Source organism: Aminobacter sp. P9b (genome assembly GCF_045345995.1).
Classification (GTDB): Bacteria; Pseudomonadota; Alphaproteobacteria; order Rhizobiales; family Rhizobiaceae; genus Aminobacter; species Aminobacter niigataensis.
In genome coordinates, this window is record NZ_CP150082.1 from 2,707,733 (window position 1) to 2,732,023 (window position 24,291).

At 64.1% G+C, this 24,291-nt stretch carries 16 protein-coding genes; 7 read left to right on the forward strand and 9 right to left on the reverse strand.

All coding sequences use genetic code 11. From position 1 onward, the window contains the following. Positions 1-59: 59 nt before the first annotated feature. From WHT83_RS13320 to WHT83_RS13345, 6 genes are all read right to left on the reverse strand, one after another. Positions 60-1,145: an ABC transporter ATP-binding protein gene (locus tag WHT83_RS13320; RefSeq protein WP_406871416.1), complete on the reverse strand. Its 1,086-nt coding sequence runs from the start codon at positions 1,143-1,145 to the stop codon at positions 60-62. Next, positions 1,142-2,071, reverse strand: coding sequence for a PfkB family carbohydrate kinase (locus WHT83_RS13325; protein WP_406871417.1), 930 nt, complete (start codon positions 2,069-2,071; stop codon positions 1,142-1,144). The genes WHT83_RS13320 and WHT83_RS13325 overlap by 4 nt, the downstream gene beginning before the upstream one ends. Next, the gene (locus tag WHT83_RS13330) at positions 2,072-3,094 is read right to left on the reverse strand and encodes an SIS domain-containing protein (protein WP_406871418.1); all 1,023 of its coding nucleotides are present in this window, start codon (positions 3,092-3,094) and stop codon (positions 2,072-2,074) included. It lies immediately after the preceding gene. Then, on the reverse strand, positions 3,091-3,936 hold the full coding sequence (locus WHT83_RS13335) for a carbohydrate ABC transporter permease (RefSeq protein ID WP_406871419.1): 846 nt from the start codon (positions 3,934-3,936) through the stop codon (positions 3,091-3,093). The genes WHT83_RS13330 and WHT83_RS13335 overlap by 4 nt, the downstream gene beginning before the upstream one ends. Beyond that, complete coding sequence (locus WHT83_RS13340; protein WP_406871420.1) at positions 3,936-4,820, reverse strand: carbohydrate ABC transporter permease; 885 nt, start codon at positions 4,818-4,820, stop codon at positions 3,936-3,938. Before WHT83_RS13340 ends, WHT83_RS13335 begins: the two co-directional genes overlap by 1 nt. Positions 4,821-4,890: 70 nt before the next feature. Further along, the gene (locus WHT83_RS13345; protein WP_318762030.1) at positions 4,891-6,129 is read right to left on the reverse strand and encodes an extracellular solute-binding protein; all 1,239 of its coding nucleotides are present in this window, start codon (positions 6,127-6,129) and stop codon (positions 4,891-4,893) included. Between the two features lie 240 nt (positions 6,130-6,369). Here WHT83_RS13345 and WHT83_RS13350 point away from each other — a divergent pair, with 240 nt between their 5' ends. After that, positions 6,370-7,587: an ROK family protein gene (locus WHT83_RS13350; RefSeq protein ID WP_406871421.1), complete on the forward strand. Its 1,218-nt coding sequence runs from the start codon at positions 6,370-6,372 to the stop codon at positions 7,585-7,587. 99 nt (positions 7,588-7,686) lie between these two features. Here WHT83_RS13350 and WHT83_RS13355 read toward each other — a convergent pair whose 3' ends face one another. Then, positions 7,687-10,311, reverse strand: a complete 2,625-nt coding sequence (locus WHT83_RS13355) for a DNA translocase FtsK (RefSeq protein ID WP_406871422.1) — start codon at positions 10,309-10,311, stop codon at positions 7,687-7,689. A gap of 272 nt (positions 10,312-10,583) precedes the next feature. Between WHT83_RS13355 and WHT83_RS13360 the strand changes: the two genes are divergently transcribed. Beyond that, positions 10,584-11,618 (forward strand): hypothetical protein, encoded by a 1,035-nt coding sequence (locus WHT83_RS13360; protein WP_406871423.1) that lies wholly within the window; start codon positions 10,584-10,586, stop codon positions 11,616-11,618. Between the two features lie 9 nt (positions 11,619-11,627). Here WHT83_RS13360 and WHT83_RS13365 read toward each other — a convergent pair whose 3' ends face one another. Next, the gene (locus WHT83_RS13365; RefSeq protein WP_406871424.1) at positions 11,628-12,710 is read right to left on the reverse strand and encodes a GNAT family N-acetyltransferase; all 1,083 of its coding nucleotides are present in this window, start codon (positions 12,708-12,710) and stop codon (positions 11,628-11,630) included. Positions 12,711-13,218: 508 nt separating this feature from the next. Between WHT83_RS13365 and WHT83_RS13370 the strand changes: the two genes are divergently transcribed. The 5 genes from WHT83_RS13370 to WHT83_RS13390 all read left to right on the forward strand — a co-directional run bounded on the left by WHT83_RS13370 (position 13,219) and on the right by WHT83_RS13390 (position 23,136). Then, positions 13,219-14,064 (forward strand): family 16 glycosylhydrolase, encoded by an 846-nt coding sequence (locus tag WHT83_RS13370; RefSeq protein ID WP_406871425.1) that lies wholly within the window; start codon positions 13,219-13,221, stop codon positions 14,062-14,064. Further along, the gene (locus WHT83_RS13375) at positions 14,061-16,529 is read left to right on the forward strand and encodes a phosphotransferase (RefSeq protein ID WP_406871426.1); all 2,469 of its coding nucleotides are present in this window, start codon (positions 14,061-14,063) and stop codon (positions 16,527-16,529) included. The genes WHT83_RS13370 and WHT83_RS13375 overlap by 4 nt, the downstream gene beginning before the upstream one ends. Further along, complete coding sequence (locus WHT83_RS13380; protein WP_406871427.1) at positions 16,526-18,424, forward strand: hypothetical protein; 1,899 nt, start codon at positions 16,526-16,528, stop codon at positions 18,422-18,424. Before WHT83_RS13375 ends, WHT83_RS13380 begins: the two co-directional genes overlap by 4 nt. A gap of 168 nt (positions 18,425-18,592) precedes the next feature. After that, entirely contained in the window at positions 18,593-20,761 is a 2,169-nt protein-coding gene (locus tag WHT83_RS13385; protein WP_406871428.1) for a tetratricopeptide repeat protein, read from the forward strand. 29 nt (positions 20,762-20,790) lie between these two features. After that, positions 20,791-23,136 carry a hypothetical protein gene (locus WHT83_RS13390; RefSeq protein ID WP_406871429.1) on the forward strand — a complete coding sequence of 782 codons (2,346 nt, stop codon included), beginning with the start codon at positions 20,791-20,793 and terminating at the stop codon, positions 23,134-23,136. Between the two features lie 9 nt (positions 23,137-23,145). Here WHT83_RS13390 and WHT83_RS13395 read toward each other — a convergent pair whose 3' ends face one another. Beyond that, on the reverse strand, positions 23,146-24,261 hold the full coding sequence (locus WHT83_RS13395) for a hypothetical protein (protein ID WP_406871430.1): 1,116 nt from the start codon (positions 24,259-24,261) through the stop codon (positions 23,146-23,148). Between the last annotated feature and the right edge of the window lie 30 nt (positions 24,262-24,291).

The window sequence follows — 24,291 nt, forward strand, 5'->3', positions numbered from 1 at the left end:
GAAGCAGTTTCGCGTTTTTGGGGAGGAATTGCCGGCCGACTTATACCCAGTGACTTGTCTTACGACGATACTTCGCAAGCCTTTCCGGTCTTGGGATCGAAAAGATGCAATGCTTCTTCATCGAACGCAAATCTGTGGTTTTCCCCTTCGCTGATCCGCGCGCGTGGCGCAAGGCACGCAATCAGCTTCTGCCCGCCGATCCGCGCTGTCGTGATCAATTCCGGACCGGTCAGTTCGACGACTTCGACCGTTGCCGGCAACGACAGCCCGGCGACGTTTTCGGTTGCGAGCCGTAGCGCCTCGGGGCGTATGCCAAGCGAAAGCCTGGCCCCATCGCCGATCGCAGCGTATCGCGCCGGCAGCGGGATCGCCACATCAGATCCTGCCACCTCGAGCGCGCCTCCGCGCACGGTGACGTCAAGGATGTTCATCGGCGGCGCGCCGACAAAGCCGGCGACATAGAGCGTGGCCGGGCGGTTGTAGATCTCTTCCGGGGTTCCCAGTTGCTCGATCCGGCCGTCCTTCATCACCGCGATCCGGGTGGCCAGCGTCATCGCTTCGATCTGGTCGTGCGTGACATAGACCACGGTCGTCCTCAGCATCTGGTGCAGGCGCTTGAGTTCGGTGCGCATCTCCAGCCGCAGCTTGGCATCGAGGTTGGAAAGCGGTTCGTCGAACAGGAACACCTGTGGTTTGCGCACCAGCGCCCGGCCGATGGCAACGCGCTGGCGCTGGCCGCCGGAGAGCTGGCTCGGCTTGCGGTCGAGCAGCGCTTCGATCTGCAGCAGCCGGGCCGCTTCCTGCACGGCCTTGTCGCGCTCTGCGACTGGCACCTTGCGCATCTCGAGCCCGAAGCCGATGTTCCGGCGGACGCTGAGATTGGGGTAGAGGGCGTAGGACTGGAACACCATGGCGATGTCGCGGTCCTTGGGGTGGACGCCGAGGATCGAGCGGTCGCCGATCCTGATGTCGCCGCTTGTCGCCTCGGCCAGCCCGGCGATGATGTTGAGCAGGGTGGACTTTCCACAACCCGACGAGCCGAGCAGCACCAGGAACTCGCCGCTTTGCAGGGCGATATCGATACCCTTCAGTGTTTCGATGGCCCCGTAGCTCTTGCGGATGTTCTGGATTTCAAGCGCACTCATGCAATATCGTCCCTGAAATCCGGCAAGGTGCCGTAGCTGCGGGGCAAGGTGGAGATTGCGCGCGATGCCACCTGCGTTCCCGCGGCGAGGCAGGCTTCGAGTGGCTGGCCCCTGGCAAGGGCTGCCAGAAAAGCCGAATTGAACACGTCGCCGGCGCCGATCGTGTCGACGACCTTCACCTGCGGGGCGATTGCCGATGCCAGCTCGCCATCGGCATCGATGGCGATGGCGCCATCCGGCCCGCACTTGACCACGACGATGGCGCCCTTGCGCATGCTGGACCAGATCGCCTGTGCCGCCTCGGCGGGATCGTCGCGACCGGCCAGCGTCGTCGTTTCGACCTCGTTCAAGAGCGCGCAATCGCAACGTGAAAGCCAGGCGCGGGTCGTTGCGCAGTTCGCCGCGGTCCAGCCGTCCGGCGGCCAGCCCGTATCGAGAACGACCGAGATGTCGTGGCCATGCGCCCAGTCGAAGAAGGCCTCGTATTCGCGGGCGAGGTCAGTGGTCAGGAACGAGCCGCAAAGCAGAGCATAGCCGCCGGCGAGCCGTTTGCCGTCGAGTACCGAAAGCGTGTCGGCAAGGCTGAAGCGGGGCAGGTGGCCGTGCGTGGTGAAGAACGTGCGTTCGCCGTCGGGGTGGGTGATGCCGACCGACAGCGTCGTGCGCTCGGAAGAAATGGCCCACTTCGCCGCGCGGCGGCCAAAGGCTGTGCGCAGCCACAGGCCGAACTGGTCGTTGCCGACATTGGCGGCGATCTCGAAATCGACGCCGAGCGCCTCCCAGGCAAGGGCAGAGTTGCCCGCCTGGCCGCCGACGCGCAACTCGTCGTGGTCGACGATGATCTCAGTACCGGCCTTGGGCCAGGGGGCCGTCGGTCCGAGAATGAGGTCGACATTGACGTTGCCGATCACCGCTAGAGGCCGCATTCATTCGCTCCGGGTAATCTTGGTCGAGCGCACCGGCGTGCCGGCATTGTCGACGCGGGCATCGGCGAAGGCGATCATCAGGCGCTGTGCCGTCGGCAGCATCGCAAAGATGGCGGCCATGCCGGTGGCCCGCTTGAACCGAAGCGTGACGGCGCCGGCAACGGGTGCCACGCCGGACGAATCGAAGATGACGACCGGTGCTCCTGTCTCGATGGCCGACAACGCCATTGCCGTGACGAGAGAGGCTGTCGGGTCGTCGCCGCGAAACAGCACGACGCCGATGTCGGGGCCGAGCATTTCCATCGGTCCATGACGAAGCTGCCCGCCTTCGAGCGAGAAGCACGGACGCCGCGACAGTTCAGTCAGACCGAGGGCGAGGGCTTCGGCAACGCCTTGCAGGCGACGCCCCGAGGTGACGACGGTCGCGACGTTCTCCAGCGCCGCGAGTGCCGGACGGATGTCGACGACTTCGGGCGCCTGGAGCGCGACGAGCGCCCCGCTCGGGTGTTCGCCAAGTGCGGCCAGGATGGCGAGATGCAAGGCCAGGGTGACAGTCAGGCTTCGCGTCGCGGCAAAGGCGAGCTCGGTGCCGCCGATGCCGACCAGCGACGGCGCGGTGCGAGCCAGGAATGAGCCGGCCTCCAGAGTCAGCCCGAATGTCTCGGAATTTCCGCCGGTCTCGGCGAACCAGCGCAAGACCTCGGCGCTTTCGCCGGATTGCGAGGTCATCAGCACCGTGCGGTCGTCGAGCGCCAGCGGCTGGCCGAGCTGTTCCGATAATGGCAGTGCGATGGCATCGATACCGAGCGCGCGATAGAGCGGCTCGACCGCCCGTCCGACAGCATGCGAACCGCCCATGCCGAGCAACAGCAACTGCCCCGTGCTGGCCAGCGAGGCGGCAACCCTGGCGGCCATTTCCGCGGATTCTGCGAACGATGCCAGTGCATCGCCGTACTGGCGCGCCATTTCGCGGTCGATCGCCACGAGCCCGGCGGGCCTGGTCTCTTGTTGCGTCATGGTCATCCTTTCACGCCGCCGCTGGTCAGCCCCGAAATCAGGGCGCGCTGCATGACGAGGCCGATCAGCACCGGGGGAAGTGCGGCGAGAACGCCCGCGGTGGCGATCAGTCCGTAGTCGGAGACGCGACCGCCGGCGAGATCGGCGATGGCCACCGTCAGCGTCTTGGCGCGCAGGTCCGACGTGAACAACAGTGCATAGAAGAATTCGTCCCACGCAAGCAGCAGCGCAAACAGCGCTGACGTCGCCACCACCGGCGCTGCCAGCGGCAGGGTGATGATGCGTAGTGTCTGGAACAGGCTGGCGCCGTCGATCATCGCCGCGGACTCGATTTCCCTCGGGATGGAATCGAAGCCCGACTTCATCAGCCACGTCGTGAACGGCGCAAGGATGGTCAGGTAGACGAGTGCCAGGCCGAAGATGTTGTTGAGCAGGCCGAGCCAGGCAAGGCCCATGTACAGCGGAACGGCCAGCGCCACCGGTGGCAGCATGTAAGTGGCGATCACCATTGAAAGCGACCAGCCCACCGTCGGTGTACGCGATACCGCCCAGCCGGCGGGGATGGCCAGCGCGATCGCAGCGACTGTTGCCATGCCGGCGATCCTCAAGCTGTTGTAGAGCGAGGCGACAAAGGCAGCCCCCGCACTGTTTTCGACCGTCGACAGCAGCATCCGGTAGCGCGAGAAGTCGACCTCCTGTGGCCACCAGCGCAAAGGCTTGGCCGACAGATCGGCCGCAGGCGAGATGCTCATGATGAACAGCCACAGCACGGGTGCCAGGATCACCACCGCCAGCAGAAGTGCTGACGCGTAGATGAAGACGGTGAAAAGGAGGCCCTTGCGTTCCATCAGGCGGTGCTCCCCGCGACTTTCCTGACCAAAGCGGCATAGGCAACGGCCAGGACCGTGACCAGCAAGGTGACGATCAGCGCCAGCGATGCTCCGGAGCCGGCGCGCTGGAACGAGAATGCCTCCTGGTAGACAAGGATCGACAGCGTCCGCGTCGAGTTGGCAGGCCCGCCGCGGGTCATCACCCAGATGATGTCGAAGACCTTGAACGCTTCGATGGTGCGCAGCACCAGCGCCACCATCAGCGGTCCGGCCAGATAGGGCAAGATGACGAAGCGGAAGCGGTTGATTGGTCCGGCGCCATCGACGAGCGATGCCGCGGTGATGTCGCGCGGTACGGCCTGCAGGGCAGCCAGTGCGATGAGTGCGACGAGCGGGAAATTCTTCCAGCAGTCGGCAACGATCAGGGCTGCAAGTGCTGTATTGGGTTCGCCGAGCCAGGAACGGTAGGCATCAAGCAGGCCGATCTGCGTCAGTGCGGCGTTCAAGGCGCCATATTCGGGATTGTAGATCAGCCGCCACAGCGTGGCGTTGACCACGGTCGGCAGCGCCCAGGGCAGGATCATCAGGGCGCGCAAAAGCGCGCGGCCACGAAACTGCTGGTTCAGCAAGAGGGCGGCAAGAACGCCCAGTACCATTTCCGCTGCGACGGAGATGACCGCGAACCACGTCGTGGTTACCAGCGTACGCTGGAAATTCGAGCCTGACAGCATCTTTGCGTAGTTGTCGAAGCCGACGAAATTGCCCTGGGTGCCGACGAGCTTGGCATCGGTGAACGACAGGCGGACGGTGTCGACGAGGGGCCAGCCGATGACTGATATCATGACCACGAGCAAGGGCAGCATCAGCAGCCATGCGCGGGTCGTCATCCATGAGCCCGACATGAGGCGACTCTTTCACCGGAACCGAAAGGGCCGGGCGGCCGAAGCCGCCCGGAGAGTTGGGGCAGTAAACCTAGAGGCCGCTGTTTTCGGCGGCACCCTTCAAGGCGTCTTCCGGCTTGGCCTGGCCGAGCAGGGATTCCTGGATTGCCTGCTGCAGCGCCGTCGACAATTCCTGGTATTTCGGCGTCGTCGGGCGCGGATACATCGCGGCCAGGCCGATCTTGGCTGCGGCGATCAGCTCTTCCTGTCCCTTGGTGACGGCCGGATCCTCGTAGGACGAAGCCCAGATCGGTAGGCTCAGCTTGGCATACTGGTTCTGCGTCGCCTGCGAGGTCATGAAGGTAATGAACTTCCATGCCTCGTCGGGGTTCTTGCTGGCAGAGGTGATGCCGAGCCCCATCGAACCGTTGACGGCCGAAACCTCGCTCTTGCCGGCGACGCCGGGGGCGGGAACGACACCGACCTTGCCCGCGACCTTGCTGTCCTTGGGGTCGTTGGCCATGTTGTACATGTAGGTCCAGTTGAGTGCGAAGGCCGCTTCGCCGTTCTGGAAGACCTTGCGCACGTCCTCTTCGAGGAATTCCTTGGAGTTCGGGTTGGTCAAGCCGGAGGTGTAGCTGGTCACCATGTAGTTCAGGGCGTCGAGACCGCCGCCGCTCTGGAACGCCGGCTTGCCGTCCTTGAGGAACTCGCCGCCATAGGCACTGACCAGCGTGGTGTAGTCGCAGATCGCGGCTTCGGCCTGCGACCAGCTCCACGAGATCGGTGTTGCCAGAAGGCCCTTGTCCTTGATGATCTTGGCCTGATCGGCCAGTTCGTCCCAGGTCTTGGGCGGGTTCTTGATGCCGGCCTTCTCAAGGATTTCCTTGTTGTAGAACAAATACTTGGTGTCGAGAATCCAGGGCATGCCGTAGGACTTGCCGTCATAGTTGACGGTGGTCCAGGCGCCGGGCAGGACGCCCTTCTTCATGTCGTCGGTGATGCGCGAGGAGACGTCGACCAGCACGTTGTTGCTGGCATATTCGGCCGGCCAGATGACGTCGAACAGCACCACGTCGTAGCCGCCGCCCGAACCTTGGGCGAGCACGGTCTTGTCGTGCAGGCCTTCGTAGGGCACGAATTCGAGATTGACCTTGATTTCGGGATTGGCCTTGGTGAAGGCCTCGGTCATGGCCCGCACGTCCGCCTCGCTGTAGGCGGCCTGCGCCATGAACAGCGCATTGATCGACGTTTCGGCGAAAGCCTGGGGCACGAAAGCTGCGCCAATGAGAGTGGCACCCAGCAGCGCCCTGCTAAACGATTTCAACATTGCATCCTCCATTATCTGACGTTGGCAAATCCTGTGATGCCGGCGCCACGCGCCGCCATCTCGCTTCGGAAAGGCGTCGCACGAAGGTCCCGGCGTTCTTTCCCAGGCGGTGTCACAGTCGAAAAACACGACGGCTCCAGCCGTCTTCATTCCCCGGAACTCTCACGGTTCCTTATTAAGTCAACTGACTTGACTTATTACTTCTGCAATTATCTATTGGAGTCAAGAGGGGAAACAGTGGTGAACGATATCAGGCCGATCCGAGCCACCAGCGGCACCAATCAGGAAGGCGCGAGCGCGCACAACCGCCGCGTCATGATCGACGCGTTGCGGCTCAATGGAGCTCTGTCACGTGCCGACCTGGCTCGGGCGACGCAACTCACTAAGCAGGCCGTGTCCAACATCATCGACGAGCTCGAGCGCGACGGCTTCGTGGTGCCTCTGGAGGCGGTGAGAAAGGGCAGGGGGCAGCCGTCGACGCCTTACAGGCTGGTGCCGGAAGGCGCATTCGCCATCGGCCTCCAGATCGACCGCCACCTGACCCGCGCGGTTGCGGTCGACCTCGTCGGCACCGTCCTGGTCCGTTCAGAGGCGAACCTGCCACCCGACGATCCCGCGGGCGGTGTCAGGGTCATTCTCGGCCTGATCGAAGGCATCCGGACGGAGCTTTCGCGCATCTCGGCACAGTCGGAAAAGCGCCTGGTCGGCCTCGGCGTCGCCATGCCGGGTCCGTTCGGGCTGGCAGAGTTCGGCGACAACAAATGGATGATGCCGGCCTGGCAGAAATTTCCGCTACTCGAGACGCTTGCCGCCGGCACGGGGCTGGAAGTCGGCCTGCAGAACGACGCCGCCGCCTGCGCCACGGCCGAGCGCCTAGTGGGGGCGGCACATGGTGTCGACCACGCCGTCTGCCTCTATGTCGGCTATGGTATCGGCGCCGGCCTCATCCTCAATGGCGAACTCTACCGCGGCGGCAATGGCAATGCCGGCGAGATCGGCATGGCACTGTTGTCGCCGCGTGGCGCCGACGGCACGGTGCTTGAACACCGGGCGTCGCTCGCCTCGCTTTATCAGCATCTGGATCTCGACCCCTCCGATGCCGGCATTTACGAACATGTCGACGCCCTGGCCATGGCCGGGGACCCGGAGCTGCTGGCCTGGGTCGATGCCGCCGCCCAGGACCTGCGCTGGAGCGTGCAACTCATCGAAACGCTTTTCGATCCGCAGACGGTCATCTTGACCAGTGGCGCGCCCGAGGCGCTGGCCCGCCTCATCTTGCAGGCAATGCATCCACTGCTGCAGTCGATCGCCGCCCGGCCAGATCGAACCTTGCCGCGCCTGCAACTAGGCATCACCGACCCGTGGTCGATCGCGCTCGGGGCCGCTTCGGAGCCGATCAGCCGGGCGTTCGATCCGCGCTTTTCGGCGATCCTGAAGAACCGGGTCGGCGCAGGGTAGATCATCGGGAGCACACTTCCGCCCTGCCAATCAAAAAATGCCCAAGGCGTGGACCGCCTTGGGCATCTTGCCCTAAAGCTCCACGCCTAGCGGCGGCTGTCAATCCATCTCGTCAGGCGCGTTTACCGGCTCGCGCCTGCCGAGCATGATCTCGCGCTTGCCGACATGGTTGGGCGCACCGACGATGCCTTCCTTTTCCATGCGCTCGACCAGCGAGGCGGCGCGGTTGTAGCCGATGCCGAGCCGGCGCTGGATGTAGGAGGTCGAGCACTTCTTGTCGCGCAGCACCACCTTGACCGCCTCGTCGTAGATGTTGTCGCCGTCCTCGGCAGCGACCGATCCCTTGTCGAAGACGGGGCTGTCGTCGGCTTCCGGCACCTCGTCTTCCTCGTCCGCGGTAACCGTCTCAAGATACTCGGGCCGTCCCTGCGACTTGAGATGGGCTACGACCTGCTCGACCTCGGCGTCGGAGACGAACGGGCCGTGGACACGGGCAATGCGGCCGCCGCCGGCCATATGCAACATGTCGCCCTGGCCGAGCAGCTGTTCGGCGCCCTGTTCGCCAAGGATGGTGCGGCTGTCGATCTTCGACGTCACCTGGAAGGAGATGCGCGTCGGGAAGTTGGCCTTGATGGTGCCGGTGATGACGTCGACTGACGGACGCTGGGTCGCCATGATCAGGTGGATGCCGGCGGCGCGCGCCATCTGGGCGAGGCGCTGGATGGCGCCCTCGATCTCCTTGCCGGCGACCATCATCAGGTCGGCCATCTCGTCGACGATGACGACGATGTAGGGCATCGGCGCGAGGTCGATCTCCTGCTCCTCGAACAGCGGCGCGCCGGTGCCCTTCTCGAAGCCGGTCTGCACCTGCATCACGACAGTCTCGCCCTTGTCGCGGGCGATCGCCGCGCGCTGGTTGTAGCCGTCGATGTTGCGCACGCTGAGCCGCGCCATCTTGCGATAGCGGTCCTCCATCTCGCGCACCGCCCATTTCAATGCGGTGACCGCTTTCTTGGGGTCGGTGACGACGGGGGTCAGGAGGTGCGGGATACCGTCATAGACCGATAGCTCCAGCATCTTGGGGTCGACCATGATAAGGCGGCATTCCTCCGGCTTCAGCCGGTAGAGCAGCGACAGGATCATGGTGTTGATGGCGACCGACTTGCCCGAGCCGGTGGTGCCGGCGACGAGCAGGTGGGGCATCTTGGCGAGTTCGGCGATCACAGGCTCGCCGCCTATCGTCTTGCCCAGGCAGAGCGCCAGCTTGCAGCTGGTATTGCGGAAGTCGCCGGACTCGATCAACTCGCGGAAATAGACGGTCTCGCGCGTCTCGTTGGGCAGCTCGATGCCGATGACGTTGCGGCCGGGCACGACGGCGACGCGCGCCGAGATCGCCGACATGGAGCGGGCGATGTCGTCGGCGAGGCCGATGACACGGGAGGATTTGACGCCCGGCGCCGGCTCGAATTCGTAGAGGGTGACGACCGGCCCCGGGCGGACATGGATGATCTCGCCGCGCACGCCGAAATCCTCGAGGACGCTTTCCAGAAGGTCGGCATTCTGCTCCAGCCGCTCCTGCGACATGTAGAAGCCCTGGCCCTCTGGCGGCTGCTGCAACAGCTCCTCGGAGGGAAGCTCGTAAGCCTCGCCGGCGCCGGAATGAATGAGGGCAGTGATTGGAGGCAGGGGCGAGGCCGGTCGCGCCACTGGAACCGGCATGGTGATTTCCACGCTTTTGGCCGCCGGCGCCGGAACCGCATCGTTTGCTGCGACGAGTGGTGCGATGGCTGGTTCCTGCGGCACCGGCTTGGCCGTTGGAGTCTCGTTGGCCTGGGCCTCGGTTGCTACGGCGGCCTTCTCGCTTGCGGCAGTCGGGGCGGCCGCTGTCTGCGCCTTTGACGGGCGCTCGATGACGCGGAACAGCGAGGTGACGTCGACCGAGGGCGCCGGGCGGACGTCTACGCGCCTGACGGCAATTGGAGCTGGTGCAACCGGGGTCGCCACGGCCGGCGCCACGCGAGCAGGGGCAGGCTGCGAAGGCACGGCGCCCTTCGTGCTCTCGACCACGTAGGGCGCCATGAACTCGAAGAAGGCATGGTCGGAAAGATACGACCAGCGGGTCTCCTTACGGTTGGCTGTCTCGTTCGGCGCGTCGGTATGCCGGGAAACTGCTTGCTGGGCAGCAGCGCTCCCCGTAGCGGCCGCAGCCGGAGCCGCCGATTGCAGAACCTGCGCTTTTTCCACGACACGCTGCAGCGGACCGGGCGCCATGGCCGGCGACGGCTGTGTCTTGTTGCCGGACGTTGGCTGCGCGGTGATCCGATTGTTCACCTGTGACTGGCTGGCTGAATATGCCTGGGAGACCATGGGTGCAGCGGCTTCGATTGCCGCCTGCTGCGCCGAGCTTTTGTCCTCCGTCGTGCCTTCGACATCGCTCTCGCTATCTCGTGGCGAACGTTTCGCCGCCTCGTAGTCGGGCGTACGGGTGAAGCGCACGTTAGGTGCCAGGAAGAAATAATCTTGCCAGGCGGGGCCTTCCATTCCGCTGAGTTTTGGAGAGGCATTGCCGGCCGGGGTGTTGCCCCTGGGCTTCATGTAGGACTGCTCGTTGCCATAGAGATTGACGACGCGACCGGAATAGCCGGCGGCGTCCCCCGGCTGCTCGGAGCTGTCGGGCGAGGTTGGGTTCGAAGGATTGGTTCGAGGATAACGCGTGTATGCCATACTCAAGACTCGCCGATGAAACGTACCCCCGAGCAATAGGAAGCGAGTGGTTAACAGTTCCTTCCCGCCGGGCTCTGCTTTTGCCGCAGCGGGGTCCGTGTGGCGGATAGGAGACGCTCTCTTCGCCGCCCGATTGCGAGGCAGGATGCAGCGTGGCTCGAGGATGGCGCCATTCCCTGCGAGATGGAATCTGTTCGGGGCTATTTTCACTCCAGGAAGGTGGGGTGTATGAATGAGGTGTGACAGCGAGAGACATGCCAAGAGCAAGGTCATTGCCGGCCATCGTCCTGATGGCTTGCGCGGCAATTCTGTCGTGGCTGGACGGAATTGGTTTTGCTGCCGACTTTCCGGCAATCGCGCTTGAGTCGACCTCGAATGTCGATCTAGACAAGGCCTTGCGGGCGAGCCTGAACGCGCCGGAACTGGAGCGGTCGAAGGCAGGCACTGATCAGCAGGGCTCCTGGAAGCGGCTTGTCGAGGCCGAGCGCCACCGTCTGGAAGAACTGATGCGTGGCCGAGGCTATCGTGACGCACGCGTCGACGTCTCTGGCTATTCGGACGGTGACGCGCCGCAAAAGGTCATGTTCAAGCCGCACCCCGGCCCGCTCTACCGTGTCGGTATGATCGAGGTCGATGGTGTCGGCGGCCTTTCGCAGGCGGTCCGCGACGACCTTTCACGGCAGTTGGCCACCGCCACCGGCGAGCCGGCCAGCGGCGAGGTCCTGGCAACCCTGGAGGATGAGATACTTTGGCGCGTTCGCAGCGCTTCGTATCCTTTCGTCCACATTGCCGATCGCCAAATGCAGTCGATGCCGGGCAGGCACCTGGCGATGGTTCGCATGACAGTCGATCCCGGCGCGGTGGCCACATTCGGTACCGTCACCTACAGCGGGCTCGTTGTCCTCAAGGAAGAGGATTTGATCCGCCTGCAGCCATTCAAGCCCGGCGATGCCTATGATCCGCTGGTGCTGGATCGTTTTCGCGAGGCGCTGATCGCTCATCCCTCGATCAGGACCGCAAGGGTACTGAGCGCCGACGGCGTTGATGGCAACGGCCAAGTGCAGCTCAAGGCCGAGATCGGCGAGGAACAGTTGCGAGTTGGCGACGCTGCTGGCGGCTATCCCAACGGTGTCCTTGCCGTGGCATCCGCCATCGCGGTGCTGGCCTTTCGCCAGATATCGGTCGCGAGCTTGCGGCCCGGTCGCACGCATTGGCCCTGGTGGCTCGAGGCTGCGGCCATGGTGCTGCTCGCAGCGGCCTTCTTTTTCGGCGCGCAGCGACTGGTGTTGCTGGCGGTGCCGGGATGATGCGTTTCTTCAGGTATCCTTGAAGCCGATCATCCATTTCGCTGCCCTTCGCAGGTGACCGTCCGCAGCCGTAATCGGCAGCTTCTCCAGAAAATACTCCGCATGCGGGTGGGGGGTGGCGCCAAAGCGCTGCTTGTAGTGTGCAAGAGAGGTGGAAGCGCCGGTCTCGCCGAAATGATAATATCGGCATCCGCTGCGACAGGCTTCTTCGATCGACAGTTTCTGGATCAGGTCGTTGGCGCCGGACGTGCCGAGCGCCTGTCGGTCTATGGCGCCGCGGGCGTCGTTGACGTTACCGTATTGAAGCACGAATGCGGCAGCTGCCGGCTTACCCTCCACCCACGCGATCCAGACGTGGCATGCCTCGCCGAAATGCCTGGCAATCGAGCTGAACTTGATCATCGGGTCGCGTCGGCCGCCGCGTAGGTTTGCGAGTAGCCGTGGCTCGTGCTGCTTGTCGGCCCATCGGTTGAAGGACGAGCGAAGCAACTGATGGAACACCGGCACCAGCCTTCCGGTGGTATCGCGTTCGACGACGATGCTGGTGCGTTCGGCCTTGCGGACGCGTGTACGTGTCGTCTTCTTGAAGCGCCTCGACCATACCTCCTCGAATCCGCCACTCAGGTCGAGTACGTGGGCAAGGCCCGGTACGACGGTGACAGACGGGGGCGCCGCGGCCGACCACAGATGGGCGTGGCGCGGGTTGGGCCGCACTGCAATCCTGAGATAGGGCAGGCTGGCCAGATCTTCGAAAATGGCGCGCAGGTGCTCTACCCGGGGGGGAGCCGAAGAGATGACCCCGCCGCGGCCCCAGGCATAGGGCATCGACTCTGCCACCGACAGCCGTTCCGGCAGTCCCCTTCGACTGACCATCGGCAGGATGTATTGGTGGCCGCCGTCGAAGCGATAGGCGCGGCTCGCATCCTTGTGCTTGCCGAGTGCGCAAAGACTGTCGAGCCAGGCCGGCGATTGATAGGGAAGGGCTTCGTGATCGAGCAGCATCAGGCGCCGCCAGACTTCGCGCGGCGCAGGGCTTTGCACGACGAACCCGCGCGATTGCGCGACTGCCGCGGCTAGCGGGTTCTCGGTCATCGTGAAATCAATCGGGTCCGTGAACCCCTCCCGTTTTGGCGGCCAATGTCACAGGTTCTGCAAAATTGCACTATCGCACGGGTGAAAGTTACTTTCACAGTTTCGTGTTTATCAAGAAGCGTCGATAATCTGAGTTGATAGAGATTTTCTATCAGTAACTTATTATTTGATCGCCACGATATGGATTATAGTCTGTAAATTCAGCGTGTAAGTAAATCATTCGATCTATTGTAAGAGCGCAGAGATAGTTCGGATGCTCAAAATGACGTGATCGTTTTCGGTTTCGGTGACCTTGGCATGTGCGCCGGAACGCCGGTGTCATTTACCGCGGGAGGCGAAATTGCTTGACGAACCGTACCCCGGTCGGTCCTAGTTAACAGATCGTAAGCGTCGAACTGCCTGTCACCGTTGGCAAATGCGCGCGATCCATCTTGCGGAACCACGCAGGTAACCGCAGTCTGGTATGTTCTACGGCGGGCCAATGTAATCGGACCTATTGGGTTGTTGCATGGGTATGGGATCTTGGGGTGCGGCGCTGGTAGGGCTGGCGTGCGTCGGGTGGTTCACGCAGGCGGGTGCTTTCGCTCAAGAGCTCGAGCCGCCGCTCATCAAGGGGCAATGGGAACAGATCTTCACCGAGGAGTTCAACCGGCCAAGGCTCGACCGCAGCAAATGGACCCGCTGCTACTGGTGGGACAAGGGCGGCTGCACCAACCTCGCCAACAAGGAACTGCAGTGGTACATGCCCGACAACGTCAGTGTTGCCGACGGCCACCTGCGCCTGACGGCACGGCCTGAGAAGGTCGCCGGCCATGAGGGCCGAACCTTCAACTACACTTCCGGCATGGTGACGACGGGACGAGATTATCTCGAGCGGGCGCGGCCCGACCGTTTTGCCACGAAATACGGCTACTTCGAAATCCGGGCCAAGGTACCGCGCGGCAAGGGCCTGTGGCCGGCCATCTGGCTGCTGCCGTCGACGCAGGAACCGCGTCCGGAGATCGACATTCTCGAAGTGCTCGGCCACGCGACCAGCACTTATGAGATGCACCTGCACTATCTCGATAAGCAGAAGAACTGGAAGAGCGCTGGCAAGAATGCCAGGACGGTCGACCTTGCCGACAACTGGCACGTCTATGGCCTGGAGTGGCGGAAGGACGCCGTCATCTGGTATCTCGATGGCAAGGAGATGTGGCGCTACACCAATCCGGAGGGCATTTCTCAGGAGCCGATGTACTTGCTCATCAATCTGGCGGTGGGCGGGAATTGGCCAGGCTCGCCCGATGCCAGGACGGAGTTCCCGGCCGATTTCCTGATCGACTATGTCCGTGTCTGGCGGCGGGTGGGTGAATGACCGCCCACCCGCCCAGCCTGCGGCATCCTGGACAGGCACAGATGCCGGTCAGCGGCAGGCGCGGACGGGGCTGGAAATCGCTTGTGCCGTCGGGATTGATGGCGTCGTCGCTGCTGCGCAACGGCTACGCGCTCATAGCCAACAGCGGGTTGAGCGCCGTGCTGGGCTTGGCATTCTGGTTTTTGGCGGCCCGCTATTGCTCGCAGGAGGCGATTGGTCTCGGTGGTGCGATCACGGCGACCATCGTCAACCTCTCCAACGCCGCCCAGCTCAATTTCGGCAACCTGCTCGTCCGCTTCGTTCCGACGATAGGGGGGCGTGCCGGAAGGCTGATCCTGTTTGCCTATGCGACATCGGTGGTTGCCTCGGTGATCGTGGCGACAGGCTTCCTTTTGGTCGTCGGCGCCTTCATGCCGAAGCTTGGCGTGCTGACAGACAGCGCCGGCGTCATTGCATGGTTCGTGGTGACGGTCGCCATATGGTCGGTCTTTGCGCTGCAGGACAGCGCGCTGTCAGGCCTGCGGCAGTCGATATGGGTTCCCGTCTCCAAGACGATCTATCAGGTCGTCAAGATCACGATGCTGGTGCCGCTCGCGCTCGTCGGCCTGGGTTGGGAGGCGATAGCGCTGTCCTGGACGGTACCGGTCGTGGTCTTTGTCCTGGCCGTCAATCTGCTGATCTTCAGGCGTCTTTTGCCAAAGGCCGAACCAGGGGATCTGCACCTGCTCGACCGCCGCGCCATGGCCCGCTTCTTCGGCTGGGACTATATCGGGTCGGTGTCGATGATGGTGGCCTGGACTGCTACACCCCTGATCGTGCTCAACTTTGTCGGTGCTGCCGAGAGCGCCAGCTTCTTCGTCGCGTGGACGATCTTCACCTCCCTCTATTACGTCGGCAGTTCGATGGGGCTTTCGCTGCTCGCCGAAGGGGCCAGCGACAGCGGCCGGCTGCGCTCGCTCGCCGCGGATGCCGCCGTCATGTCGGTGCTGCCGCTACTCGGCCTCGTGGTATTGATGCTGGTATTCGCGCACCCGGTCATGTCGGTGTTCGGCGCTGCCTATGCCGCCGAAGGTGCGTCCATTCTGCGTGTCTTCACGATCACCAGCGTCATCTCCGCCGTACTGTCGATCTACCTCTCGATCGCCCGCACCAAGGGGTGGATGCGGTCGGTGGCTGCCGTCGAGGTTTCGTTGATGGTGCTGGCGCTGGGCGCCGGTGCCGTCCTCGTCCCCCTCCAGGGGCCGATCGGTATGGCCCATGCGTGGCTGCTGGCTATGCTGGCGGTCACATGCGGGGTTGGCGTGCTCGCCCTTGTCACCAATCGCCGCCACAGCGTGCACGACTGGGGCATGGCAGTGGCGGCATCGCTGAAGAGGCTGTCGTCGCAATTCCTGCCCTTCGGGCGCCCCCCTGAACCGGCGCTTCCCGTCGAAGCGGACCTTCGTCCAATACTGGCGTTCACCGCCAGGCCTGATGCGTCGAACTGGCGGGCTCTCGCTGCAGAGCCAGGGCCTGAAGGGACGAGCGTCATCTACCTCGGCGATCACGCGGCCGATGGGGCGGTCGTGCACGAGACAGAGACCAAGGCCATACTTCGCAGCGGACACGATCCCATTGCAGCTGCCTATCTCGAGCGGATGATCGACAATCTCGACCTGCTGCAGGCTGACCCGCGGTTTGAAGGGCTCTCGAAGGTGCTGCCCTCCCGGTTGGCGGTCAGGCGGACAGAGGGCGGTGTCGACTGCATCGAGACAGTGGTTGAAGGGGAGGATGGGCGCGCCTTGCTGCGAAATCCGGCACAACTGCAATCCGGGCTGGTGGCTGCTGGCCGCGCCGCAACGCTCGTGCATGGTTGGACGGCGTCGCAACGCAGCATTGACGAGGTCTGGTTCCGGGAATGGGTTGAGCGCCCCGCAGCACAGTTGCTGCATCTGCCGGGCTCGATGATGTCGTCCGCCAGGCGAAAGCAGGCGCTCGACATATTCGTGGCGGAGCAACGCAGGTACTGGTTGGGCCGAGACGAGCGTCTCGGCTGGTGCCACGGCGACCTGCAATTGCGCAACCTCCGCTTTGCCAGGGCTGGCGGCGATATCGTCTCCCTCGCGAGCATCCTGGAGTGGGGCAATGCCCGATCCAATGCTCCGGACGGCTTCGATGCGTGTGGGCTGGCAATCGCCATGCGCATGACCGCTTCGGCGGAGCCACTCGGCGCTGTCGTCTCAGATCTCCTGTGGGTCCCGGAATGGCATGCGGATGAACGGACCTGGCTTGCCGCCGGCCCTGGCGACGCCCCCCATTGGAGCGACGACGCCGGTGCGACCCGGGCAATGGTCTCTCTGGTGTGGCTCCACCAGGTCAGCGAGCGGATGCGGCACCCCGATCCGGAGGGCATCGGCCGGCTCTGGATGGCTTCCAATGTCGATCGCGTGCTGCGTATCGTATCCTCCAATGGAGGCTCGATATGAATGTGATCGTCACCGAGTCTCGTCTCGCGCTTGCCAGGCCGGCAATCGGCCAGCCGCTTGCCGCAAGGGACGACCGGACTTTGGGCCGCTCGGCCGTTCTATCCCTAGGTTGCCTCGGGCTGGCGTTCGCGCTTTGGGTGGTCAGCCTGTATCTCACCGACCCCGCAGGTGTGGACGACTATGGCCTGTTTTCGGTTATGCCCCCCACCATCTGGGCGGCATACGCTGCGGTTGGCGTCGGCTTCGCGCTCAGCCTGAGGCGTGGCGTATGCGAGACCCGCATTCCGCTGCTGCACATCGCCATGCTGGTCTTGCTGCTGCATGGCACGCCCGCGATCGTCTACGATACCTTGCGTTATGCCTGGGCCTGGAAGCATGTCGGGGTTGTCGACTACGTGCAGCGGCATGGCCAGATCGACCCGACGGCCCCCTTCCTGGCAGCCTACAGCAACTGGCCTGGGCTGTTCGTCGTCAGCGCCGCAATCGCCAACCTGTTCGACATCAAGCCGATCCAGCTCGCCAACATAGCGCGGTTTTCGCCGCCGGTGCTCAATCTCCTCTACATCCTCGTGCTGCCGCTCATCTATCGCCGCTTCACGGCCGACCCCAGACTTGTCTGGGGTGCTGTCTGGCTCTTCGCTGTCGGAAACTGGATCGGCCAGGACTATTACTCGCCGCAGGGCGTCGCCTTCCTTTTCTATTTGATGCTCATCGCGCTTTGCGTCGGACCGCTTCGCATCGAGCATAGCTGGGGCGATCCCGAAGGTCGTGGTCTCGGCGGGATCGCCGGTCGCTATTTCGCTCTGGTTTCGCGCGGCCAGCCCTTGATGACGCTTGGGGTCGCGCCGCATGTGCGAGTGCTGGCCTCGGTGCTGGCCATGGTGCTGATTGCCGCTATCGTGGCGACCCACCCTCTGACGCCGATGGTGGTCATGGTGGCGCTAGGCGGCCTGTGGTTCCTCGGACAGCTCAGTTTGGGCTATCTGGTTTTTGCCGTTCTGGTCGAGGCCGCCTGGCTGCTGTTTTACGCGGACGGCTACATGGCGACGGTCTTGCCGGAACTGGTCCAGCGCTTCGGCGATACATCGACCGAGATTGGCGAACGCCTGGTCGACACCTCCATCGTAAGCCCTGGACAGGTGGTGGTGTCATGGGCGTCGCGCGCGCTGACGGGCATCATCGCGCTGGCCGCGATGTTTGGCGGATTGCGGCGGCTCGTGGCGGGCTTCCGCGACGGGCCGGCGGTTGTGCTGACGCTTGCCCCTGCTTTCCTGTTGGTCGCGACGTCTTATGGCGGCGAGATAGCCTTCCGCGTCTACCTGTTTGCCCTGCCGTTCCTCGCATTTTTCGCTGCGGCCTTGTTTTTCCCTTGGTCGGGTACGCAGAGGGATGCGATCGCGCGCTATGCCCTGGGAACGCTGGGCGCAGTTCTGTCGGTGGCCTTCGTCCTCGCCAACAACGGCAAGGACAGGCAGTACAGCTTCACCCAGGCCGAGGTTGAGGCATCGCAATGGCTTTATGCCAATGCGCCGGCCGGTTCTATCTTGGTCGAGGGCGCGCCCAACTACCCCCAGCAGTTCATGAATTACGAGAATTTCATCTATGTGCCGATCTCGACCGAGAGCAAGCAGTCCATCGCCGCGATACTCGCCGACCCCGCGGCGGAGCTGTCGGGTTGGCTGCGCGGCCGGCCGCCGGGCACGGCTTTCGTCATCATCACCCGAAGCCAGAAGGCCTACATCGACGACCTCGGGGTCATGCCGAAAGGCTCGCTTGACGCCATCGAAACAGCATTGCGGGCCTCGGCGCGGTTCCGGTTGGTGAGGGCGACAGCAGACGCCAGTGTCTTCGTTCCGGATGATGCAGGCATAAGGATGGGCGAATGGGTCAAGTAGGACCGTGCCGCCTTTGGTGCCGTACCTTGGAAAGCCAGCCTGCGCGGACAGGCGCGGCTGACACTGCAGGTCGAAATTGTTCTTGCCGGGAAAGTGCAATGATTGTTTCATATTAGCGTTGCTGCATTTGCTTGAATGCAGCCATCGCGCTGTCGGGAGCTTGGGCCCATGCGTATCGGCTGGTTGTGTCTTGCCAGCGTCATGATGTCGGGAATCGCGGCTGAATCCAGCCCCGACGCGCAGGCTCCGTCGTCGCCCGCAGCCGCGCCGCCGGTCCTGCGAAGCCAGCAGTCAACGCCGACCGACGGCTTCATCAAGGCCGTTGCTTCCTCCTACATGGCGCTCGGCGACCTCTATCGTGATGGCAAGACGACGGTCGGGGGTGCCGAGGCGGCGCTCGCTTACTATCGCGGCCTGGCCAACCCGGGCCGGCCCGACGCCATCTACGCGATCATTTCACCATCCGACCTGATGGAAACCTCCGAGGATGCTCCGGCCGATCCCTTCGCAGCGACCGAACTCTACCTTCAGGCTGCGGCGATGGGCAGCGCCGAGGCGCTGATGCGGCTTGGCGATCTCTACCGTGAGGGCAGGGTGGTGGCCGCCGACCCGAAACGGGCCTACCTCTTCTATGATCAGGCTGCCAAGGCCGGAAGCGACGATGCCAAGCTACGGGTTGGCGAGATGCTGGCGCGCGGGCAGGGCGTGGCCCGCGATACCGGCAAGGGATTGGCCATCATCGCCGCGCTCGCCGACAGCGGCAACGCCGAGGCGCTGGTGCTGCTGGGCGATCTATATAGACCGGGCGGCCTGGGCATGGTGGCCATGGATCCGGCCAAGGCGTTCGACTTCTACCGAAAGGCCGTTGCGCTTGGCTACGATGCCGCCAAGCTTCGGATTGGCGAAATGACGGCCATTGGCCAGGGCGTCGCCAAGGACGTCAATGCCGGGCTCGGGATGATCGAGGAAGTGGTTGCCCGCACCCGCAATCCTGCCGGGCTCGTGCTTCTGGGTTCGCTCTACAGCCGAACCGACGGCGGTGTCATCTCGATCGATTTTGCAAAGGCGTTCGGCTATTTCCGCCGCGCCGCCGACAGCGGCGACGAGACCGGGATCCTGCGGACCGGCGAGATGCTGGCCCGCGGACGTGGCACTGGCCAGTCCTACCAGGCGGGGCGCGCAATGCTGGCCGGCCTTGCCGATCACGGCGATACCTTCGCGCTGATCGCGCTTGGCGATCTGCTCAGCGACCCGACTGTGGCGCCTGTCGACCTCCCTGCAGCTGTAGCCTCCTACGACAAGGCGGCTTCGCTCGGCCATTCTGATGCACTGGTCAGGCTTGGCGATCTCTACAGCCGCAACGGCTCGGTGGCGTCGGAGCTGCCCAGGGCGTTCTCCTACTACGTCAGGGCTTCTCAGGCTGGAAATATCGTCGGCAAGCTACGGGTCGGTGAGATGACCCTGCTCGGGCGCGGCACGAACCGCGACGTCGACGCGGGGCTGGCTCAGATGAATGCGCTCGCAGACGACGGAGACCCCGAAGCGCTGAACCTGCTCGGGGCGCTTTACCAGCGTGGCATAGGGGGGCTTCTGCAGGCCGACCCGGCCCGGGCATACGGCTATTTCAGCAAGTCGGCTGATGCCGGCAACGTGATCGGCAGCGTGCGCGCCGGCGAGATGATGGTACGCGGCCAGGGCACAACCAAGAACGTTGTCGATGGCCTGGCGCTGGTGCGGGCGGCGGCAGATGCCGGCAGCAGCGAAGCGCTGATGTCGTTGGGAACACTAATGGCGGACGGGTCGACAGGCGCGTTCGATGCGCCGGAGGCCGTGCGTGCCTATGAGAAGGCGGCAGTTCTCGGTCGACCCGATGCGCTGGTGCGCATCGGCGACATCTATCGGGTGGGCGGACCTATCCCTGTCGATCCGGGCAAGGCATTCGAGTTCTACCGCAGGGCCGGGCTGGCCGGAGATGAGACCGGCCGACTGCGGCAGGGCGAGATGACCGCGCGCGGCGAAGGTACATCCCAGGACATCGCGGCGGGTCTCGACCTTGTCAGGCAGGTCGGCGCCGCCGGTGACCCCTACGCCTATGTCGTTCTCGGCGACCTTCATCTTTCGGGGGCCATTGGGTCCATCGATGGTCAGGCCGCGGTGGCGGCCTACGAGAGTGCCGCGCGGCAGGGGCGGGCGGATGCCTTGCTCCGGCTCGGCGACCTCTATCGCGACGGCAGGGGCGTGCCGGCGGACGGCAAAAAGGCGGCGGAGTACTATCTGAAGGCGGTCGACGCAGAAGACCCGACGGCAACGGCGCCGGGTGAAAGCGTCCGTTACTGAACAGCACGGGTGTGGCTGGGGAGTTGGCTTTGTCGCGTATAAGTCATGTCGCGTTATCGGCTGTTGTCGCGATCCTCCTGGCGGGTACGGCATCGTCGGCACAAATCGCACCGGAGACGGGCGGATCTGCAGGCTCGGGCGATGCCGCGACGCCCGGCCGCATAGTCAATGCCGACGCGCTGTTGCGCCTTGGCGATCTCTACAGTGATTCAGCATACACCAATCGCGATCTATCAAAGGCATTCGACTACTATCGTCAGGCTGCCGAAGCCGGCAGCACCCCCGCCAGGCTTCGCGTCGGGGAAATGCGTGTGCTTGGCGAAGGCACTGAAAGCGATGTCGAGGCAGGCCTTGCCGCCATCGAAGAGGTCGCTTCCGCTGGTGATGGCGCTGCCCTTGCCTTGCTGGGTGATCTTTACAGCCGTCCCGGCATCCACGGACTCTCAGTCGATCTGAAGCGCGCCTACGGCTATTTCCGCCGCGCCGCGGCGGCTGGGAACGAAACAGGCATTCTGCGCAGCGGCGAAATGCTGGCGCGCGGCCAGGGCCCTGAAAAGGACAGCACGGCCGGCCGCGCGCTGGTGCGTTCGCTTGCCGATCGCGGCAATTTGCACGCGCTCGTTTCGCTGGGCGACATCATGAGCGACAGCAATGTCGGCCCGCTCGACATCCAGGAGGCGGAGACGGCCTACACCAAGGCGGTTGCCCTTGGCCATCTCGATGCGTCGCTGCGGCTCGGCGACCTCTATGGCAGTGGCCGCGCCGGCAAACCGGACTTTGCCAAGGCGTTTGAATTTTACGACAAGGCGGCGAGGGCCGGACAGCAACTCGGCAAGCTGCGTGTCGCCGAGCTGACGTTCCGCGGGCTGGGCACGAGACGGGACGTCGAGGGAGGATTGTCCTCGATAAAGGCCATCGCCGGTACCGGCGATGCCGAGGCACTGTCATTGCTTGGCGACATCTATAGCGTTCTGACACCGGGACTGCCGGCAACCGACTTCCCCGCAGCACTCGGCTACTACAAGCAGGCGGCCGACGCCGGCAACATCCACGCCGCCCTGCGGGTGGGCGAACTGACGGCGCACGGACTTGGTACGGCGCGCGACGTCGAGGGCGGGCGCAGCATCGTTCGGCGGATCGCCGATGCAGGCAATCCGGTGGCGCTGATAAGCCTGGGCGATCTGCTGCGGGAGCCGCAATCGGGCGATGTCGACGGCGAAGGCGCCGTTGCAGCCTACAAGCGCGCGGCCGATCTCGACGACGCGGACGCACTGGTGCGGCTCGGTGACTTCTACAGCGATGGCATGACTGAGGCGGTCGATCTGCCGAAGGCGCTCGATTATTACCGCCAGGCTGCGGCGCGCGGCAACGTTGTCGGCGCGGTTCGGGCTGGCGCCATGACGGCGCGAGGGCAGGGCACCACGCAGGACGTAGCGGCAGGTCGCGCCATGGTAAGGAAGGCAACGGAAAGCGGCGAGGGCGAGGCGCATGTCGTCATGGGCGATTTGTTGACCCGAGGCGATGCCGGTCCGCCCGATATTTCGGCGGCGATGCGGGCATATGCCGAAGCTGCGTCGCTCGGCTGGACGCAGGGCCTGATACGGCTCGGCGATCTCTACCGCGAAGGCAAACTGCTGCAGAGCAATGGTCGGCGTGCCGCGGGATATTACCGCCAAGCGGCCGAGGCTGGCGACGCCTACGGTCTGCTCATTCTCGGCTCTGCAGTGTCGGAAAGCCTGCTGCGCAACGCCGGCAAACCGGCCGACGGCGTTGCGGCGCTGCGCCAGGCCGAGGCGATGGGCCTGAACGATGCGGTCGTCCCGCTGGCCGACGCTATGCTCTACGGCATGGGCACGAAACGCGACGCCAAGGCTGCGGTGGCTATTCTTGAGCGAGCAGCCGCCAGCGGCAACATCGCGGCTGCGCGCCACCTGATCAGCTATTATCGTGACGGCCGTCGTTACGGACGGACGACCTTCATCAAGGCCGATCCGAAGCGCGCCCGGCAGTTGTTCGCCGGGCTGTCGCCTTGGCTGTCGCGCGGTGACCGGCTTGTCGAGGAAATGTTGTTCTCCGCTGACGCTTCAGGGCGGGGGGACTACCAGCAGATCGCAGCGCGCATGCATGAGCTCTCGGCGGAGTCGCGCCAATCGCTCATCCGCATGATGCGCACCACCCATCCCAATGCCTACATCTACCTGGCCCAGCACCAGCTCAAGCAGGCCGGTTTCTACAATGGTCCGGTAAACGGCGTGCTCAGTGGAACCACGACGCGCGCGGTCAACCGGTTTTGCGTGTCGAAATCGATGCGGGGCGCCTGCCGCTACGGACCGATGAGCAGCCAGGCCGGAGATATTCTGTCCTACGCTTTCTAAGCCGGTGGTTCAGTCGAACCTGTCGCCGAATATCCGGCTCCAGTGTTCGCCCACCAACCCGTTGAAGAAGCCGTTGCCGGCCTGGAACTGCCGGACGAGTTCCGGATCGCGGGCGTGCACCACGGTCGAATTGACGTTGATGAAGATTATTTGTCGACCGAGCATCGCTTCCAGCAATGCAGGCTGGGTTCGTCCCCTGACGGCTGCGAGGCCCGCTGTTGCCGCATGAGCAATCAGGCAATCGATCACTGCTCCGGCCTGGCCGGGCAGGGCCAAGACCTGGAGGACGTGGCCTATTTCGCCAGCCTGCCCAAAATACATGAAGGCGCCGATGACGGCACCGGTTCGGGTCGACACGGTGCATCGGATAGCCGCACCGAAGTCCTTCTTGGCCGAGGCGTCCGCCATGATGCGCGAGAGCAAGGCATCGTTCCATTCCGGATGGACCGCGAACCTTGACGTGAATTTGCCGAGCAGCCTTGAAAATCCGTCCTGGTCGATGTCGGAGACCGTGTAGCGACCGAGTGTCGCCGCGGCGTCGCGGGCACCGAACCAGCGCGAGAACTCGCCGCTGCGACGGAGCCGCAGGCCGGCGTCCGCGGCACGGGCAATTGGTGCGGCAAAACGGGCGATCGGTACGCGGGCTTTGGCCCCCGCGACGGTGAAGCTCGCGGGTTTGATGACCTTGATCCAGTCGAGGCTGTATTGCGGCAGGATCGCGCCGCGCAGCGTCGTCCACATGTTGGCGGTGACATCGCTTGCCGTCTCGCTGAAGGAAATGTCCTGCGGCCCGGCAAGGAATGCCTTGAGAAGCCTGGCCCCGGAAAGGTCGTTGCGCTGGTCCTCGTCGACCATCAGCGACCCGCAGATCGAGGCGTTCAGCTTGGTTTCCGCAAAGCGCATGGGCAGCGACGTAACGCCGACGAAGCCTGAAACGCGACCGTTGTCGGCGACGTGGACAAGCGACGGCGATCCGCCGTTGCCGTCGGTGGCATCGAGATAGAGGCGCTGGAGGTAGCCGGCCAGCGACGCAGGCGCCGGTGTGCGTCGTTTGCGCAGCACGCGCTGGAACATGTCGGCGACGACTGGGAGGTCGTCGGCCTGCAATGGACGAATTTCAGGCATCGGGCGAAGCCTCGGTCATTTTGCGACAGC

What these genes read in the sequence shown, in the direction of transcription:
- WHT83_RS13320 (WP_406871416.1), bottom strand. Translation starts at nt 1,145, where the DNA reads ATGAGTGCGCTTGAAATCCAGAACATCCGCAAGAGCTACGGGGCCATC.
- WHT83_RS13325 (WP_406871417.1), bottom strand. Translation starts at nt 2,071, where the DNA reads ATGCGGCCTCTAGCGGTGATCGGCAACGTCAATGTCGACCTCATTCTC.
- WHT83_RS13330 (WP_406871418.1), bottom strand. Translation starts at nt 3,094, where the DNA reads ATGACCATGACGCAACAAGAGACCAGGCCCGCCGGGCTCGTGGCGATC.
- WHT83_RS13335 (WP_406871419.1), bottom strand. Translation starts at nt 3,936, where the DNA reads ATGGAACGCAAGGGCCTCCTTTTCACCGTCTTCATCTACGCGTCAGCA.
- WHT83_RS13340 (WP_406871420.1), bottom strand. Translation starts at nt 4,820, where the DNA reads ATGTCGGGCTCATGGATGACGACCCGCGCATGGCTGCTGATGCTGCCC.
- WHT83_RS13345 (WP_318762030.1), bottom strand. Translation starts at nt 6,129, where the DNA reads ATGTTGAAATCGTTTAGCAGGGCGCTGCTGGGTGCCACTCTCATTGGC.
- WHT83_RS13355 (WP_406871422.1), bottom strand. Translation starts at nt 10,311, where the DNA reads ATGGCATACACGCGTTATCCTCGAACCAATCCTTCGAACCCAACCTCG.
- WHT83_RS13365 (WP_406871424.1), bottom strand. Translation starts at nt 12,710, where the DNA reads ATGACCGAGAACCCGCTAGCCGCGGCAGTCGCGCAATCGCGCGGGTTC.
- WHT83_RS13370 (WP_406871425.1), top strand. Translation starts at nt 13,219, where the DNA reads ATGGGTATGGGATCTTGGGGTGCGGCGCTGGTAGGGCTGGCGTGCGTC.
- WHT83_RS13375 (WP_406871426.1), top strand. Translation starts at nt 14,061, where the DNA reads ATGACCGCCCACCCGCCCAGCCTGCGGCATCCTGGACAGGCACAGATG.
- WHT83_RS13380 (WP_406871427.1), top strand. Translation starts at nt 16,526, where the DNA reads ATGAATGTGATCGTCACCGAGTCTCGTCTCGCGCTTGCCAGGCCGGCA.
- WHT83_RS13385 (WP_406871428.1), top strand. Translation starts at nt 18,593, where the DNA reads ATGCGTATCGGCTGGTTGTGTCTTGCCAGCGTCATGATGTCGGGAATC.
- WHT83_RS13395 (WP_406871430.1), bottom strand. Translation starts at nt 24,261, where the DNA reads ATGCCTGAAATTCGTCCATTGCAGGCCGACGACCTCCCAGTCGTCGCC.